Here is a 16,601-nt window from a genome sequence, read left to right as displayed (position 1 = left end):
TCATTCCGCCCACCCCGAATACACATACGTCATCGGTTTTGGCCCCTTCAAATAACGACTCTGCAACTCGCCGATGGTGAACCCGCCTGCGGCAATCAGCTGGGGCATGTCGCGGTTCAGGTGGCAGCCACCGGCCAACGGTTTCCAGATCGGCGTCAGGCGGTTTTGCCAGCGCAGCACGGGCAGGTCCGGCGCCTTGCCGTGTTCACAGAACAGCAAACGGCCGCCGGGTTTCAGCACCCGGCGCATTTCTTTGAGTGCCGCTACCGCATCGGCAATGGTGCACAGGGTGAAGGTGCAGACGATGCTGTCGAAGCTCGCCGCCGGTGCCTGAATCTGCCCCAGTTCGAGGGCGATCATTTCCACTGGAATACTGATGCGCGCGGCACGTTCGCGGGCCAGTGCCTGCATGTCGGCGGACGGGTCGACGCCGACGATCTGCTGCACCTTGGCCGGGTCGTAGAACTCCAGATTGAGGCCGCTGCCGATGCCGATTTCCAGTACCCGGCCATGGGCCAGGGGCACGATCTGCGAGCGCGCCTTCATCACCGCGCCCATGCCGCAGGCGAGGTCAATCAGGTGGGGGAGGATGTGACGGTCGTAAAAGCCCATGAACCACACTCCTGGTTGGATAGTGCCAAATCAACAGCTTCGTGGCTAAGCCCCTCCCACAGGGACCGAGTTGTTTGTGGGAGGGGCTTTAGCCGCGATGCTTTACAGCTCGGCGACGTCGTCTTCCGGCGTGTCGTCAGCGGCATCCGAGTTATCCGCGTTGATTCCCGCCAGCGCCTTCAACTCATGGCTGCCTTTGTCGTCGCTGATGGCCCAGCTGTCGGTGGCCAGGTTGTGCTGGGCGGCGGCGATCTGTTCGAGGCTGAACTGCCATTTGCGCAGGTCGCGGCCGTCCATGCATTCGATGCGTAGCGCCGGGCCGTTGTGGGCCGGGTCGCTGTGCAGTTCGAACTGCCAGGCATACAGGCCGTTGATCTCCAGCATGTCGGCGGTTTGCAGGACGGTGAGCAGGGTGGTGGTCATGGTCAATCTCGAGCAATAAAAAACGAGCGGCCATAGTGGCCGCTCGTCAGGCGATAGACAACGGTCAGCGGCCGAGGCGGCGCAGTTCGTCCGACTCGACGATGCGCACCCCTTCGCCGTCTTCCAGCGCCAGACGCCAGAGCGCGCGAGCCAGGGTGCAGGCCGGAATGCCGCGGTACTTGCCGGGAATCCAGCGCATGATCGGCGCCATCAGCCGCTCGCCCAGGCGCGGCTCGATGCGGTCGCCGATCAGCAGCGAAGGACGGGCGATGGTCAACTGCGGCCAGTTCTGCGCGATCAGCGCTTGCTCCACTTCACCCTTCACCCGGTTGTAGAACACCGAGGATTTCGGGTTGGCGCCCATCGCGCTGATCAACAGGAAATGCCGCGCGCCGAGATCACGCGCACGCTGGCTGACGGCCAGCACCATGTCGTAATCCACCGCGCGAAAGGCTTCCTGCGAGCCGGCCTGTTTGATCGTGGTGCCCAGGCAGCAGAAGGCGATGTCCTGCTTGCCGGCGAGCATCGGCAACAGCGTGAGCAAATCGCCCTGTGGGTTATCCAGGTGGTTGTGCTCGGCCAGTGCCCGGCGCGTCGGTGCCAGCACGCGCTGCACCGTCGGTTCGTTGAGCAGTCGGTCAAGCAGGTGCTCGCCGGTGAGGCCGGTGGCGCCAGTGAGCAGAACGTTTTGTGGGGTCAAATACATGGCTGTACCCTCCTGGAAGTTGCAACACTCTCAGTCTAGTTGGTGCCGCCCGGTTTGTTAGCGGCACTCGCCGTCAACGCCTGCTTGGCCTGGCTCTCGCGCAATGTGCGCCACTGTGCGAGCACGCCCTTGGGGGCCCAGATCTGCGGTTCCGACGGTTCGAAGTCGTCTTCCTGCTCACGTTTGGCCACGCTGGCCTTGGCTTGCTCGAAGGCGCGTTCGAGGTCGTCGGTGTTGCTCAACGCTTCGGCGAACAGCGCACGGCCGAAATAGGTGAAGTCGGCCTCGTCGGAACAGCCGAACGAGGTTCGGTCACTGCGTGCTGCGGCCATCACCAGGGTCTTATCATCCTTGAGCGCGGGGATGAAACCACCGGAGAAACACGCCGACACCACGACCACTTTGTAATGACTCTTGAGTGGCAAAAGCAGTTCCGCCAATTCGCTGGCTGGCATGTTGGCCAGCTGCAGGCCGGGCTGCACCAGGCTCAGTTGGTGGTCACGCGAGCCGTGGCTGGTAAGGTAGATGAACACCAGGTCTTCCGGCCCCGATCGTTCGGCCAGGGTCTTCACCGCACGGCGCAGGTTTTCGCGGGTGGCCAGAGGGCGGTCGAGCATATGGTCGCGGTGGTTTACCAGGGTGATCTGGCCATGGGCGCCGAAGCGCTCTTTAAGCAACGTGCTGACATAGTCGGCTTCGCGCAGGAACACGCTCTGCTCGCCATCGCCGGCCAGGGTCAGGCTGTACAGCTCGACGGCCGGGGTGGATTTGGGCACGGCGGCCAGGGCTTGGTCGAGCAGTTTGCCTTGCTCCAGCAGGCCAACTTCCAGTGGGTCGGGGAGGGCGTTGCCTTGGGCGTCGCGCACCAGCTTGCCGTTTTTCCAGGTACCGGCTTTTACGCTGCCGTCGGCGGCGGTCAGGGTGCCGGTGCCGTCATAACGGCCGTGGGCAAATCCGCCCTGATAGCGCTTGCCGTCAGCCCGAGTCAGCAGCCCTTCGCCGTGGTAACGCCAATGCTGGAAACCGCCTTTGTAGTGGGTGCCGTCTGCGCCTTTGAATTCGCCGATACCGTTCAAGGTGCCTTCCTTGAAGGTGCCAATCCAGCTCTTGCCGTCTTCGCCCTGGTAGCGCCCCTTGCCATCGAACTGAGTGTGCTTGAAGCCGCCTGCGTAGCTGGCCCCGTCCGCCTCTTTGAAGGTGCCTTCACCGTTTAGCTCGCCATTTTTGAAGGTGCCGCTGAACTGCAGGCCGCTGTCGTCGGTGTAGGTGCCCACACCGTTGGGCTCGCCTTTGATGAAGTGGCCTTCGAAGCTGCCGCCATCCGCGCGCTTCAGTTTGCCGATGCCGTGGTAGAGCCCGTTTTTAAACTCGCCGGCGTAGTTCTCGCCGTCTTTTTCTTTTAGCGTGCCGACGCCGTCCATTTCGCCCTTTTTAAAACCACCCTCGTACGAGTTACCCGAGGTGTAGGTGATGAGCCCCTGACCATCGAACTCGCCGGCCTTGAATTGGCCGACGTAGTGGGTGCCTTCGGAGTATTGCAATTCACCCTGGCCATCCATCTGCCCATCTTTGAACGCGCCTTCGTACCAACTGCCATTGGGGTAGTCAATGCGGCCTTTGCCTTGCAGCAGACCGTCAACCACTTCGCCACGGTAGCGACCGCCATCGGGCAGCACGGCGTTGGGTGGGGTGATGGGTTCGCCTTTGCCGCAGGCGGCGAGCAAGACTGCCAGGGTCAGTGGGGCGAGGAGGGGGAGGCGCATGGGAGAACTTCCGTGTTGGATAACTGTGGGCAGAGTATGCCGCAAAGGCTATGGCGAACGTGTGGCGGTCACAATCAACAGCATCGCGGCTAAAGCCCCTCCCACAAACAGCGAGGTTCCCGTAGGAGCGGCTTTAGCCGCGATGCTGTTGACCGAAATAAAACGGGACGCCGAAGCGTCCCGTTTGTGCTGCAGCTGCTGGCTTCAGACGAAGTACAGGCTCAGCGATTCAGCGATATAAGCCGGCTTGGCCTGGCCTTCGATTTCCAGGGTGACTTTGGCCTTGAGCAGCCACTGGCCGGGGTTTTTCTCGGTCACGTCGATCACGCTGACGGCCGCGCGCACGCGGGAGTTGACCTTCACCGGCTGGATAAAGCGCACGCTGTCCAGGCCGTAGTTGACGGCCATCTTCAGGCCTTCAGGGGCGAGGGCTATTTTTTCCATCAGCACCGGAATCAGCGACAGCGACAAGAAGCCGTGGGCGATGGTGGTGCCGAACGGGGTCTTGGCTGCTTTTTCCGGGTCTACGTGAATGAACTGGTGGTCGCCGGTGCACTCGGCGAATTGATTGATGCGGTTCTGGTCGATGGTCAGCCAGTCGGAGTGGCCAATATCTTTGCCGATGTAGGATTTCAGTTCAGCGACGGGTACCAATGGCATATGTCCTCCTTGGGGAGACGGGTTTTGTTTTTGTTGAAAGCGTCCATTCACGCTAGATCATCACGCGCGGTTTGGCCGGTCAACCCTGCATCGCTAGCGCGAATAACACGGCATACAGCCAGCGCACCGGTCTGGTTGGGGCGTATTGCTTAGCATGCTTATAATGGCCGGCACTGTTTTTTGCCCGGGCGCCCCTTGCGTGCCCGGTCTGAATTGGAGAACTCCATGCTGTTACGTGGCCTGACCTGGTTGGTGGTTTTCCAACTGCTTGGCACGGTATTGAACGTGCTGTTTCTACACATGCTGCCGGGGCCGATCATTGGGCTGGTGCTGCTGCTCGGCTATCTGATCTGGCAGGGCGAGGTGGCTGAATCCATCTCGGTGGCCTCCAGCAGCTTGCTGCGTTACCTGCCGTTGCTGCTGGTGCCGGCCGCCGTTGGCGTGATGGTGTACGCCAAGGCGATTGCCGCCGACTTCTGGGCCGTGGGTGGCTCATTGGTCCTGTCGGTGTTGCTGTCGATGCTGTTCGCTGGCTGGCTGATGCAAAAACTCATCGACCGTCAGCAGCGCAAGCGGGGAGAGGCCGATGTTTGATTTCGCCGGTGCCTGGCAGGCGCTGATCCACCACCCCTTGTTCGGCGTTGGCGTAACCCTGGGCGCGTACCAACTGGCGCTGGCCGCCTATGAGAAAACCCGTTGGTTTTTCCTCCAGCCAGTGCTGGTGTCGATGCTGGCGGTGATCGGCGTGTTGCTCGCCTGTGGGCTCAGCTACGACGAGTACAAGGTCAGCGCGCAAGCCCTGACCATCTTCCTCGGCCCGGCCACCGTGGCCCTGGCCGTGCCGCTGTTTCTCAACCTGAAACGGATTCGCCAGCTGTTCTGGCCAACCCTGCTGACCCTGCTGATTGGTGGCGTGGTCGCCACCGGCATGGGCGTACTGCTGGCTTGGTGGTTCGGCGCTGACCACATGATGCTGATGAGCATGGCGCCCAAATCGGTGACCTCGCCGATCGCCATGCTGGTGGCCGACCAGATTGGCGGCATTGGCGCGCTGGCGGCGGTGTTCGTGCTGATCACCGGGGTGATCGGCGCCATTCTCGGCCCGGAGCTGATGCGCCGTGTCGGCGTGCGCCACCCGGCTGCGCAAGGCCTGGCCATGGGCATGACGGCGCATGCGGTGGGCACCTCGCGGGCACTGCAGGAGGGCGAGGAGTGTGGCGCGTTTGCCGCATTGGCGATGAGTCTGATGGGCGTCGGCACAGCGGTGGCCTTGCCGCTGGTGGTGGCGCTTTTCAGCTGATCATCCACGCTTGAACGTTGTCACAGCCCTACCAATAGATGCAGCAGCCGAGCCAGGAGCGAGAAAGATGGTGCCGTTGTTCCCCCTTAACGTGGTGTTGTTTCCCGGCAGCGTGCTCGACCTGCAGATTTTCGAGGCGCGTTATCTGGACATGATCAGTGCCTGCATGAAGCGCAATGAGGGCTTTGGCGTGGTGTGCATTCTCGACGGCGCAGAAGTGGGCGAGGCGGCTGGCAGCTTTGCCTCAATCGGCTGTGAGGCGGTGATTCGCGATTGGAAGCAGCAAGCCAACGGCTTGTTGGGTATCCGGGTGGAAGGCACGCGACGGTTCCAGGTGCAGCATTCCGAGGTGCAGCGCGATCAACTGACTACCGCGGATGTCGTCTGGTGTGATGAGCCGGCGGATTTCCCGCTACTGCCCGAGCACGCTGACTTGGCGGCCTTGCTCCAGGCGTTGGCGCAGCATCCGATGGTGGCGGAGTTGGGCATGGGCAACGAGGCTACCGGGCAGCAGAACCTGGGGTATCAGCTGGCGTACCTGTTGCCGTTTGATACCGAGCAGAAGCTCAAGTTGCTGGCGGTGGATGATCCGTTGGAGCGCTTGGATTTGATTCAGACGATGCTGGATGACTTGCAAGGCGAGATGACGGCGTAGGGGGCGCTGTTGCTCTTGTAGGGTGTGCTGCGCGCACCAAACGATCTCCTGCCGAACCGCTCGGTGCGCATAGCACACCCTACAAAAGCGTTAATACCGATACTGCTGCAACGCCTGTGGCAGCGCCCAACTCGCATAAAACCCCAACACCGCCACACACGCCGGCACGATCAACCACCACACCCGCGGTGACATCGCCGGCAGCGGCGCGCGCCATTGCGACAGGGTCAGGCTGAACGCGCAGGCGGTGGCCGCCAGCAGGGCACCGGCGATAATGTCGGTCGGCCAATGCACGCCCAGATACACCCGCGACAAGGCAATCGACAACGCCGGAATCACTGCCAGCAGCAGCCAGGTCAGGCGCATGCGCACCGGTTGGCCGCGTCCGGCCAGCACCGCCAGGGTCAGGAAGAACGCGAACGCCGCCGAGCTATGCCCGCTGGGCATGCTGAAGCTGTGCAGTGGTTCCAGAAGGATTTCCGGGCGGGCGCGGCCGAACAGCAGTTTGAGAAAATGATTGGCGATGGCGCAGCCGAGCAGGGTGCCGGTGGCAAACAGGAAGGCGCGGTATTGGCGCGCCACCAGCAGCATCAGGCAGAGCATCACGCCGACGGTGACCTGGGTGCGGAAGTCGCCCAGGCGGGTGACTACGGTGACCATGCTGTCCATCGCCGGTTGGCGTTGTTCCTGCACCAGCGCCATCAGGCCTTCGTCCAACTGCGCCAGGTGCGGGTAGCCGATCAGCATGGCCAGCAGCAGCACGAACCCCAGCCCGGCCATGACCGCCGTCGCCCAGCGTTGTTGGCGCAGGCTGGCTTGCAGGCTGATGCCGACCAGCACTGCGACGCCGCCAGCGACCACGGCGGCCTGGCCCCAGAAGCCTTCCGGTAATGGCAAACGCATGGCGGCGCCGGTGGCCCAGCCGGGCATCAGGTAAGCAACCGACCAGCCGGCGGCGGCAATCAGGCTGACGATAATGAACCGCGGCAGCGGCATATCGAGCATGCCCGCCACCATCGGCAACATGGGCCGCAGCGGGCCGATGTAGCGGCCCACCAGCAGACTGACCACGCCGTAACGCTGGAAATAACCCTCGGCACTGGCCAGCCATTCCGGGTGGCTGCGCAGGCCGGGCAAGCGGCGGATGTTCTGGTGGAAGCGGCGGCCGAGGGCGTAGGAGATGGCGTCGCCGAGCAATCCGCCGGTGTAGCCCAGCAGCAAGGTTTCACCCAGGGTCAGGGCGCCACTGCCGGCCAGCACGGCAATGGCGAACAGCAGCACGGTGCCGGGCACGATGATGCCGGCAATCGCCAGGCACTCGACGCAGGCCACGACAAAAATGGCGATGCCCAGCCACTGGGGGTTGGCACTGAGCCAGCCGGTGAGTTGGTTGAGCCATTCGGTCATGGGGCAGGGTCCTGTTGCGCAATCATGTAGAAGTCCTGATTTTCCAGTTGCCCGCGCCGTAACGGGTTGCGGGTGCAATGGCGGGCGTAAGCAGCATCGACAAAGCGGTAGAGCAAATGTTCATCCCGGCCGGGGGGAATGCCCAGGCGGGTGGTCTGAATAATCTGCTCGGGGGCGTAGCCGACGTCTTCGACAAACAGCCGTTCGGGGTCGAAACGTTTGCCGTCCCAGGCCGGCACTTTAAGGCCGAGGGCGCGGCACAGCAGGGTCTGACCGTTACAGAGTTTTTCCAGCAGGCGCGGTGGGCCGAGGTTGTCGGTTTTTTTGCCGAGGGGATTGTTGCGAAACATCTGCTCCAGGCTGTCCGCGCCGCTGTGGGCATCGGTGTAGGGGAAGGCCGACTTGATCAGCACTGCATTGCCCGGCCCCTGGGCGCTGAAGTTCAGCGAGTCGCCGCCACGGGCGTAGTACATATAGATGTGGCCGCCATCGAGAAACAACGCGCGGCGTTTTTCCGTGTAGCCGAGGGAGGCGTGGCTGCCTTTTTCGGCGAAGTAGTACGCCTCCGTTTCGATGATCCGCGCCGCCAGCCACAGGCCATCGACGTAATGGCGGATGACTTTTCCTAGCAGCGCCTGGGCGAGCACCTGGGCGTCACGGTCGAAGAAAGGGGCGGGCAGGGCGCGGCCAGTGGGCCAGGCAGACAAACTAAGGGTGGGTTCACTCGGCATGGGCTGTTATCACAACAGGGCAGGGCTTAGGCTCGGGCGATCATAACAATAAGAGCCTTGGCCATGTCCGACCGCAGCCGTGCCGACAGCGCCCATATCAGCCCCAGCGCCCACTACACCGGGTATGTCTGGTACCGCCACCAACTCAGCGACGCCGCCTTTGCGACCCCCTTCGGGCGCTGGGTGCATGGCCTGCTATCGCCGATTGCCTGGGGCGCGCGGGTGGGCTTTGGCCTGGATATCGAGCACCTGCTGCTGCAACGTCATCTGCTGCTGGATGCGCGGCTGACCGCCGCCATCGAGGAACGCGGCGTGCGCCAGGTGGTGGAAATTGCCTGCGGTCTGTCGCCCCGAGGCCGGCGCTTTTGCCAGCGTTACCCCGAGTTGCGTTATCTGGAAGCCGACCTGCCGGGCATGGCGGTGCGCAAACGCTTGTTGTTGCACAGCGAGGGTTGGCTGAATGGTCGGCATCAGGTGCGCTCGGTGGATATCCTCGCCGAGCAAAGCCTGGAGTCACTGTTCGCCGGGCTGGACCGTAATGAGCCGGTGCTGGTGATTACCGAAGGGCTGGTGAATTACTTCGAACGGCCGGTGATCGAGGGGTTCTGGCGTTCGTTGGCAACGCAGTTGCAAGCGTTTCCGCAGGCGACCTACCTGACCGATCTGTACCCGGACCTGAAAGAGCACCCGCGTTATCGGCAATTGCGCTGGGGCGTGGGGATCGTGGGGCGGCTGACGCGGGGCAATTACCCGCTGCATTACTGCAATGCCACCGAGATTATTGAAGCATTTGGCCGTTGCGGGTTTCGCCAGACCGAGGTGCTCGACCCGGCGCTGCATAGCCAGGGGTTGCCGCCGATTACCCAGGCGACGTTGGTGCGGGTAATTGAGGCGTCGGTGTAATTTCCTGTAGAGGCTAGCTTGCTAGCGAGGCTTTTTCGTTGGCAGGGTTAGCGACCAAGGTCGCTCCTACGGCCCGCTCCGCCAACGCGGCACTCCCCGCCGCATCCGTATGCGGAAACACCCACGCCAATTCCGAGCTGCTGCTGCGCAACGGCAAAATCGCCAGCGTCGGCAAATCCACCATCTGCAACTGCCAGCCGCGCTGCGGCACATGGCTCGGCAAGTCGCCGTGCAGCAACCCACCAAAAAAGCCCAGCTCGCTGACGTCCACTATCAATTCGCCGACTTCAGCATGGTGCAGTCGCGCGCGACTGTGCCGCGGCGCATTTCTCGGCTCATGGCGTTTCTCCAGTTGCAGCCATTGGCTACGCGGCAGGTGCGTGCTGCCGGGGCTGATCAGCGGCAGGGGCTCGGCGCGCAGAAACGGGGTGTACAGGCTGGCGCAGGCGTTGCGCTGTTCGAAGTTCGCCAGGTGGTCGGCATTGTGGATAAGGGCGCATTCGGCCGCCGCGCATGAGCTGGCGAACAACGTGTGTTCCCACGGTTGGGTGAAGTGGTCGTACTCGCCGGCCAGCACCAGAGTCGGGCAGATGGGGTGTTGGGTAAAGCCGCTGAAGTCCAGCAGGCGCTGGCTGTTCTGCCGGTAACGCTCGATTTCGGTGGCCGACAGCCGCTGCAATTGGCGTAACAGGGCTTTGCGAAATACCGGGGCGACCCCGGTTTCCTGGCTGCGGGTCGGGTTGAGCAGGCCGGTGACGGCGCCATGGGCGAACTCGGCGCAGCGGCCTTCGGCGAGCAAGGCCAGACTTTCTTCCAGTAGCACCCGTGCACCTCGGCGGCCAAACGCGGTGATCCCGGCCAGCAGCAGGCGTGAGCAGTGTTGCGGGTGGCGGGCGGCGAACAGGCCGGCCAGCGCCGAGCCGTAAGACAGGCCGATGGGCATCAGGGGTGGCAGGTTCTGCTCGACGACGAAATCGGCAATCAGGTCGGCCAGCGCCTCCAGACCCAGCTCGGGCGCCAGTTGCAGGTTGCCGCCCTGGCACGGCAGGTCGAGGAGGATCACCGGGTGATCGGCCAGTAGTTCTTCGACTTCGCTGGCGAACGAGCGGAAGCACTGGAATGCGCCGCCCAGCAACAGAACCGGGTGGCGCGGGTCGTCGGCGCGGGTGGCGTAAGCCTGGTAGTGCAGGTGCCAGTTGCCCAGTTGTAGCTGCTGGCTGGGTTCGTTGAGCAAGGCCGGACTGTAGTCAGTGCGATAGCGCATGGCCGCTTCTCCCTTCACGCTGTTGTTCTTGTAGTTGGCGCCCGTCCTTGGGGTGGGCGGTTGGCGATGCCTGCAAGGTAGACATCCGGCGTGCTTTTGTTTACCTAACCTTCGGGCGGGCAACGCGGTGCCTCTGTGGGTAAGTGTCACCGTCTCCCGACAAGCCCCTGCGGCTGCGCTTGTGAGTGTTACCGGGGCTTGAGTTGTAACGCCCTGTTTACCACCCGCCAGACGCCGCTGGGCGTGGGCCCGCCGCGCCGCTATAATCAGCCGCTTTCCCCACTGCCAGACCAACGAGACCATGACTGAGTCCGTGCTCGACTACATGACCCGCCTGGGTCGCACTGCCCGCGAAGCCTCCCGTGTGGTGGCCCGCGCCAGTACCGCGCAGAAGAACCGTGCCCTGCATGCCGCCGCCGCTGCCCTCGATGCCGCGCGCGCCGAGCTCAGTGCCGCGAACGAACAAGACCTCGCCAATGGCCGCGCCAATGGCCTGGAACCTGCCCTGCTGGACCGTCTGGCCCTGACCCCCGCGCGCATCGACGAGATGATCGAGGGCTTGCGTCAGGTGGCCACCCTGCCAGACCCGATCGGCGAAATCCGCGACATGCGTTACCTGCCCTCCGGCATTCAGGTCGGCAAAATGCGCGTGCCCCTGGGCGTGATCGGCATCATTTACGAGTCGCGCCCGAACGTGACCATCGACGCCGCCAGCCTGTGCCTCAAATCCGGCAACGCCACCATCCTGCGGGGCGGCTCGGAAGCGATTAACTCCAACCGCGCCATCGCCGCCTGCATTCAGCAGGGCCTGGCTGAAGCCGGTCTGCCGGCTGCCGCCGTGCAAGTGGTGGAAACCACTGACCGCGCTGCCGTTGGCGCGCTGATCACCATGCCGGAATACGTCGACGTGATCGTGCCACGCGGTGGCAAGAGCCTGATCGAGCGCATCAGCCGCGATGCCAAAGTGCCGGTGATCAAACACCTGGACGGCATCTGCCACGTGTTCATCGACGAAGCGGCTGATATCGACAAAGCCATCCGCATTGCCGACAACGCCAAAACCCAGCGCTACGCGCCGTGCAACACCATGGAAACCCTGCTGGTGCACGCTGCTATCGCTGACCGTGTGTTGCCGCCGCTGGCTGCTATTTACCGTGACAAGAAGGTCGAGCTGCGCGGCTGCCCACGCACCCGTGCCTTGCTCGGCAGCGATGTGCTGGAAGCCACTGAAGAAGATTGGCGCACCGAATACACCGCGCCGATCCTGTCGATCAAGATCGTCGACAGCCTTGATGAGGCCATTGAGCACATCAATACCTACGGCTCGCAGCACACCGACTCGATCGTCACCGAGAACTTCACCCGTGGCCGTCGCTTTATCACTGAAGTGGACTCGGCCTCGGTGATGATCAACGCCTCGACCCGTTTTGCCGATGGGTTCGAATATGGCCTGGGCGCGGAGATCGGTATTTCCACCGACAAACTCCACGCCCGTGGCCCGGTCGGCCTGGAAGGGCTGACCAGTGAGAAGTATGTGGTGTTCGGCGACGGTCATATCCGTACTTGAACACCGAGCAGACATCCGTGGGCAAGCGCATTGGCATGCTCGGCGGCACCTTCAATCCGGTGCACGTCGGCCACCTGCGCAGCGCCCTGGAAGTGGCCGAACAGCTGGGCCTGGACGAGCTGCGCCTGATCCCCAACGCGCGTCCGCCCCATCGCGACGCGCCGCAGGTATCGGCGCAGGACCGCCTGGCGATGGTCGAACAGGCCGTCGCCGGGGTGCCCCTGCTGACGGTGGACGACCGCGAACTGAAGCGTGATCGGCCGTCCTATAGCATCGACACCCTGGAGTCGTTGCGCGCTGAACTGGCGGTTGAGGATCAACTGTTTTTATTGCTGGGGTGGGACGCCTTTTGTGGCCTGCCAACCTGGCATCGCTGGGAAGAACTGCTGGACCATTGCCACATCCTGGTATTGCAACGCCCGGATGCCGACAGCGAAGCGCCGCAAGCGCTGCGTGATGTCCTGGCGGCCCGCAGTGTCAGCGACCCGCTGGCCCTGACCGGGCCCAGCGGCCAGATTGCTTTTGTCTGGCAGACGCCGCTTGCGGTGTCTGCTACCCAGATCCGGAATCTGCTGGCCAGCGGAAAGTCGGTGCGTTTTCTGGTGCCCGACGCGGTGCTGGCCTACATCAATGCGCACGGGCTGTACCGCGCGCAGAACTGAACACGAGAAAGAGTCAATTATGAGCAAGCCTGTAATGCCGAGCGAAGACCTGGTCAAACTGGCCGTCTTTGCCCTCGAAGACGTCAAAGCCCAAGACATCACCACCATCGATGTGCGCGGCAAAACCAGCATCACCGATTTCATGGTGATCGCCAGCGGTACTTCCAACCGCCACGTCAAATCCCTGGTGGATAACGTGCTGGAAAAGGTCAAGGAAAAGGGCGTGCGCCCACTGGGCAGCGAAGGCCTGGACACCGGTGAATGGGCATTGCTCGACCTGGGCGACATCGTCGTTCACGTGATGCTGCCGACCGCTCGCCAGTTCTATGACCTTGAGCGTCTGTGGCAAGGCGCCGAGCAAAACCGTGCGCAGAACCAGAACAGCCCGGAACAGTTCAACAGCGACGGCGAGTAAGGGCGTTTCTTGCGTATACGACTGATCGCTGTCGGTTCGCGCATGCCGCGCTGGGTGGAGGACGGTTGGCAGGAATATGCCAAACGTTTGCCCGCCGAGCTGCCGCTGGAACTGGTGGAAATTCCCCTCAACACCCGTGGCAAGAATGCCGACGTGGCGCGCCTGATCCGTCAGGAGGGCGAAGCCATGCTGGCCAAGGTGCAACCGGGGGAGAAGATCGTCACGCTGGAAGTCACTGGCAAACCGTGGAGCACCGAGCAGTTGGCGGTGGAGCTGGAGCGCTGGCGCCTGGATGCGCGCAACATCAACCTGATGGTTGGTGGCCCGGAAGGGCTGGCGCCCGAGGTGCAGGCACGCAGTGAACAGCGTTGGTCGTTGTCGCCGCTGACCTTGCCGCATCCGCTGGTGCGGATTCTGCTCGGTGAACAGATTTATCGCGCCTGGACCGTGTTGTCCGGGCACCCTTACCACAAATAAGCCCTCGTAATGCCGCAGCCGATCCGCCTCAAGGACCACGAGAAAGACGCCCGCCTCGTTCGCAATCGCGTGGTGGTGGGGGCGGCTGCCATTTGTTTGCTGATTCTGGTGCTGATCGCCCGGCTGTATTTCCTACAGGTGATCCAGTACGAGTACCACTCGACCCTCTCCGAAAACAACCGCGTGCACGTGCAGCCGATTCCGCCCACCCGTGGGCTGATTTTCGACCGCAATGGCGTGGTGGTGGCTGACAACCGCCCGAGCTTCAGCCTGAGCATGACCCGCGAGCGCGCCGGCGATTGGGAGCAGGTGCTCGATGTGATCGTCGAGGTGCTGGAGCTGACCCAGGAAGATCGCACCCTGTTCGAGCGGCGCATGCGCCAGGGCCGCCGGCCGTTCGAGCCGGTGCCGATCCTGTTCGAACTGAGTGAAGAGCAGATCGCGCGCATTGCGGTGAACCAGTTCCGCCTGCCCGGTGTGGAAGTGGTGGCGCAGCTGGTGCGGCATTACCCGCAGGGCGAGCACTTCGCCCACTCGGTGGGTTATGTCGGACGAATCAACGAAGCCGAGTTGAAAGTGCTCGACCCGGTCAATTACAGCGGCACCCACCACATCGGCAAAACCGGCATTGAGCGCTTCTACGAGCCGCAGCTGCATGGCCAGGTGGGCTACGAGGAAGTTGAAACCAACGCCCGCGGTCGCGTGCTGCGGGTGTTGAAACGTACCGACCCGGTGCCCGGCGCGGACATCGTGCTGAGCATGGACATTCGTCTGCAGGAGGCGGCAGAAGCGGCCCTCGGCGGGCGTCGTGGCTCGATCGTGGCGCTGGACCCAAACACCGGCGAAGTGCTGGCGATGGTCAGCCAGCCAAGCTTCGACCCCAACCTGTTCGTCACCGGCATCGGCTTCAAGGCCTATTCGGAACTGCGTGATTCGCCCGATCGGCCGCTGTTCAACCGTGTGTTGCGCGGCCTGTATCCGCCTGGCTCGACGATCAAGCCAGCGGTGGCCATCGCCGGGCTCGACAGTGGTGTAGTCACGCCGAGCACGCGGGTGTTCGACCCAGGCTTCTATCAACTGCCGAACTACGACCACAAATATCGCAACTGGAACCGCACCGGCGACGGCTCGGTGGATTTGCAGGCGGCGATCATGCGCTCCAACGACACCTACTTTTATGACCTGGCGCATAAGCTCGGCATCGACCGCCTGGGCAACTACCTCAGCCGCTTTGGTATCGGGCAGAAGGTCTCGCTGGACATGTTTGAAGAGTCGCCCGGTCTGATGCCGTCGCGCGAATGGAAACGTGCCCGTTATCGCCAGGCCTGGTTCCCGGGTGAAACCCTCATTCTGGGGATCGGCCAGGGTTACATGCAGACCACGCCGTTGCAGTTGGCGCAGGTGTCGGCGCTGGTGGCCAACCACGGCAAGTGGATTCGCCCGCACCTGGCGAAAACCGTCGATGGCGTGCCGCCGGTAGACCCTAACCCGATGCCCGATATCGTCTTGCGTAACCCCGGCGACTGGGCGCAGGTCAGTGCCGGCATGCAGCAGGTAATGCACAACCCGCGCGGCACCGCGCACAAGGTCGGTGACAGCTCCAGCTACCGCATCGCCGGCAAGAGCGGTACCGCGCAGGTGGTGGCGATCAAGCAGGGCGAGAAATACGACCGCTCCAAGCTCGACGAACGCCACCGCGACCACGCCTTGTTCATCGCCTTCGCTCCCGCCGAGGCGCCGAAGATTGCCGTGGCGGTGATGATTGAAAACGGTGAAGGCGGTTCCAGCGTGGCAGCGCCAGTGGCCAAGGCGGTGATGGACGCCTGGCTGCTGGGCGACAATGGCCAACTGAAAACCCAGTACGCCCCCCCCGTAACGGCCGAGGCACCCGCTCGTGAGTAACAACTTCGACCGCTCGATTTCCAACGAAGACGTGATGCGCCGGCGCGCCAGCCTGCTCCAGCGCCTGCATATCGACGGCCAACTGTTTCTGTTGCTCACCGTGCTCGCGGCCGGCAGCCTGTTTGTGCTGTATTCGGCCAGCGGCAAGAACGTCGACCTGCTGCTCAAACAGGCCACCTCGTTCGGCCTTGGCGCCGTAGCCATGTGCGTGATCGCCCAGTTCGAACCGCGCTTTCTGGCGCGCTGGGTGCCGCTCGGTTACCTGGCCGGGGTTGGCCTGCTGGTGGTGGTGGACGTGATGGGCCACAACGCCATGGGCGCCACGCGCTGGATCAACATTCCCGGGGTGATCCGCTTCCAGCCGGCGGAGTTCATGAAGATCCTGATGCCGGCCACCATCGCCTGGTACATGGCTCGACACAATTTGCCGCCGCGGCTCAAACACATCGCCATCAGCCTGGCGCTGATCGGTATTCCGTTCGTGCTGGTGATCCGCCAGCCGGACCTCGGCACCTCGCTGCTGATCCTCGCTTCGGGTGCGTTCGTGCTGTTTATGGCCGGCCTGCAATGGCGCTGGATCCTAGGCGCAGTCGCGGCTGTAGTGCCGGTGGCGGTGGCCATGTGGTTCTTCGTTATGCACGATTACCAGAAGCAGCGGGTGCTGACTTTCCTTGATCCGGAGAGTGATCCGCTGGGCACCGGCTGGAACATCATTCAGTCGAAAGCCGCCATCGGTTCGGGTGGCGTATTCGGTAAAGGCTGGTTGTTGGGCACGCAATCGCACCTGGATTTTTTGCCGGAAAGCCATACGGACTTTATCATTGCGGTTTTGGGCGAAGAGTTCGGCCTGGTCGGCATCTGTCTGTTGTTGCTGGTGTACGCGTTACTGATTGCGCGGGGTTTGGTAATTACTGTCCAAGCGCAGACGCTGTTCGGTAAGCTGCTTGCCGGCAGCCTGACAATGACCTTCTTTGTTTATGTGTTCGTCAATATCGGCATGGTCAGTGGACTGCTGCCGGTGGTTGGGGTGCCGCTTCCTTTCATTAGCTACGGCGGAACTTCGCTGGTGACACTGATGTCAGGGTTTGGGCTTTTAATGGCAATCCACACGCACCGTAAGTGGATTGCTCAGGTTTGATTGGGGTGAGGGATTT

General features: G+C 62.8%; 18 protein-coding genes. 10 read left to right on the top strand and 8 right to left on the bottom strand.

What is annotated here, in order from left to right; translation table 11 throughout:
• The 5 genes from C8K61_RS23780 to C8K61_RS23760 form a co-directional block, all read right to left on the bottom strand.
• Positions 1-612 carry a class I SAM-dependent methyltransferase gene (locus C8K61_RS23780; RefSeq protein ID WP_108098860.1) on the bottom strand — a complete coding sequence of 204 codons (612 nt, stop codon included), beginning with the start codon at positions 610-612 and terminating at the stop codon, positions 1-3.
• Positions 613-714: 102 nt separating this feature from the next.
• A complete protein-coding gene (locus C8K61_RS23775) occupies positions 715-1,035 on the bottom strand; it encodes a DUF5629 family protein (protein WP_108098859.1) in 321 nt (106 codons plus the stop codon).
• A 64-nt stretch (positions 1,036-1,099) separates the two neighbouring features.
• The gene (locus tag C8K61_RS23770; RefSeq protein WP_108098857.1) at positions 1,100-1,741 is read right to left on the bottom strand and encodes an oxidoreductase; all 642 of its coding nucleotides are present in this window, start codon (positions 1,739-1,741) and stop codon (positions 1,100-1,102) included.
• Between the two features lie 35 nt (positions 1,742-1,776).
• Positions 1,777-3,504, bottom strand: coding sequence for a C13 family peptidase (locus C8K61_RS23765; protein ID WP_108098855.1), 1,728 nt, complete (start codon positions 3,502-3,504; stop codon positions 1,777-1,779).
• Positions 3,505-3,708: 204 nt separating this feature from the next.
• Complete coding sequence (locus C8K61_RS23760; protein WP_108098853.1) at positions 3,709-4,164, bottom strand: MaoC family dehydratase; 456 nt, start codon at positions 4,162-4,164, stop codon at positions 3,709-3,711.
• 225 nt (positions 4,165-4,389) lie between these two features.
• Here C8K61_RS23760 and C8K61_RS23755 point away from each other — a divergent pair, with 225 nt between their 5' ends.
• From C8K61_RS23755 to C8K61_RS23745, 3 genes are all read left to right on the top strand, one after another.
• Positions 4,390-4,758 (top strand): CidA/LrgA family protein, encoded by a 369-nt coding sequence (locus C8K61_RS23755; RefSeq protein ID WP_108098852.1) that lies wholly within the window; start codon positions 4,390-4,392, stop codon positions 4,756-4,758.
• Positions 4,751-5,464 (top strand): LrgB family protein, encoded by a 714-nt coding sequence (locus C8K61_RS23750; RefSeq protein ID WP_108098850.1) that lies wholly within the window; start codon positions 4,751-4,753, stop codon positions 5,462-5,464. Before C8K61_RS23755 ends, C8K61_RS23750 begins: the two co-directional genes overlap by 8 nt.
• Before the next feature lie 67 nt (positions 5,465-5,531).
• A complete protein-coding gene (locus C8K61_RS23745; RefSeq protein ID WP_108098848.1) occupies positions 5,532-6,119 on the top strand; it encodes an LON peptidase substrate-binding domain-containing protein in 588 nt (195 codons plus the stop codon).
• 90 nt (positions 6,120-6,209) lie between these two features.
• Here C8K61_RS23745 and C8K61_RS23740 read toward each other — a convergent pair whose 3' ends face one another.
• Positions 6,210-7,526, bottom strand: a complete 1,317-nt coding sequence (locus tag C8K61_RS23740) for a bifunctional DedA family/phosphatase PAP2 family protein (RefSeq protein WP_108098846.1) — start codon at positions 7,524-7,526, stop codon at positions 6,210-6,212.
• Positions 7,523-8,257, bottom strand: coding sequence for a DNA-3-methyladenine glycosylase (locus C8K61_RS23735; protein ID WP_108098845.1), 735 nt, complete (start codon positions 8,255-8,257; stop codon positions 7,523-7,525). The genes C8K61_RS23740 and C8K61_RS23735 overlap by 4 nt, the downstream gene beginning before the upstream one ends.
• Before the next feature lie 63 nt (positions 8,258-8,320).
• On the opposite strand from C8K61_RS23735, the gene C8K61_RS23730 reads away from it, so the two are divergent.
• A complete protein-coding gene (locus C8K61_RS23730) occupies positions 8,321-9,160 on the top strand; it encodes a class I SAM-dependent methyltransferase (protein WP_108098842.1) in 840 nt (279 codons plus the stop codon).
• Between the two features lie 13 nt (positions 9,161-9,173).
• Here C8K61_RS23730 and C8K61_RS23725 read toward each other — a convergent pair whose 3' ends face one another.
• Positions 9,174-10,424 carry an alpha/beta fold hydrolase gene (locus C8K61_RS23725; protein ID WP_108098840.1) on the bottom strand — a complete coding sequence of 417 codons (1,251 nt, stop codon included), beginning with the start codon at positions 10,422-10,424 and terminating at the stop codon, positions 9,174-9,176.
• A gap of 301 nt (positions 10,425-10,725) precedes the next feature.
• Here C8K61_RS23725 and C8K61_RS23720 point away from each other — a divergent pair, with 301 nt between their 5' ends.
• From C8K61_RS23720 to rodA, 6 genes are read left to right on the top strand one after another with little or no spacing between them, the layout of a single operon-like run.
• Positions 10,726-11,991 (top strand): glutamate-5-semialdehyde dehydrogenase, encoded by a 1,266-nt coding sequence (locus tag C8K61_RS23720; RefSeq protein ID WP_108098838.1) that lies wholly within the window; start codon positions 10,726-10,728, stop codon positions 11,989-11,991.
• A gap of 17 nt (positions 11,992-12,008) precedes the next feature.
• A complete protein-coding gene (gene nadD / locus C8K61_RS23715) occupies positions 12,009-12,653 on the top strand; it encodes a nicotinate-nucleotide adenylyltransferase (protein ID WP_178086502.1) in 645 nt (214 codons plus the stop codon).
• A 34-nt stretch (positions 12,654-12,687) separates the two neighbouring features.
• Positions 12,688-13,068, top strand: coding sequence for a ribosome silencing factor (gene rsfS / locus C8K61_RS23710; RefSeq protein WP_108098924.1), 381 nt, complete (start codon positions 12,688-12,690; stop codon positions 13,066-13,068).
• Positions 13,069-13,077: 9 nt separating this feature from the next.
• On the top strand, positions 13,078-13,545 hold the full coding sequence (gene rlmH, locus C8K61_RS23705; protein WP_108098836.1) for a 23S rRNA (pseudouridine(1915)-N(3))-methyltransferase RlmH: 468 nt from the start codon (positions 13,078-13,080) through the stop codon (positions 13,543-13,545).
• Between the two features lie 9 nt (positions 13,546-13,554).
• Positions 13,555-15,447: a penicillin-binding protein 2 gene (gene mrdA / locus C8K61_RS23700; RefSeq protein WP_108098834.1), complete on the top strand. Its 1,893-nt coding sequence runs from the start codon at positions 13,555-13,557 to the stop codon at positions 15,445-15,447.
• 34 nt (positions 15,448-15,481) lie between these two features.
• Complete coding sequence (gene rodA / locus C8K61_RS23695; protein WP_178086506.1) at positions 15,482-16,585, top strand: rod shape-determining protein RodA; 1,104 nt, start codon at positions 15,482-15,484, stop codon at positions 16,583-16,585.
• Positions 16,586-16,601: the final 16 nt, after the last annotated feature.

The organism is Pseudomonas sp. GV071 (genome assembly GCF_003050835.1).
Classification (GTDB): domain Bacteria; phylum Pseudomonadota; class Gammaproteobacteria; order Pseudomonadales; family Pseudomonadaceae; genus Aquipseudomonas.
Note: the sequence above shows the minus strand (reverse complement) of the source record. Positions and strands in the feature narration are given on the sequence as shown.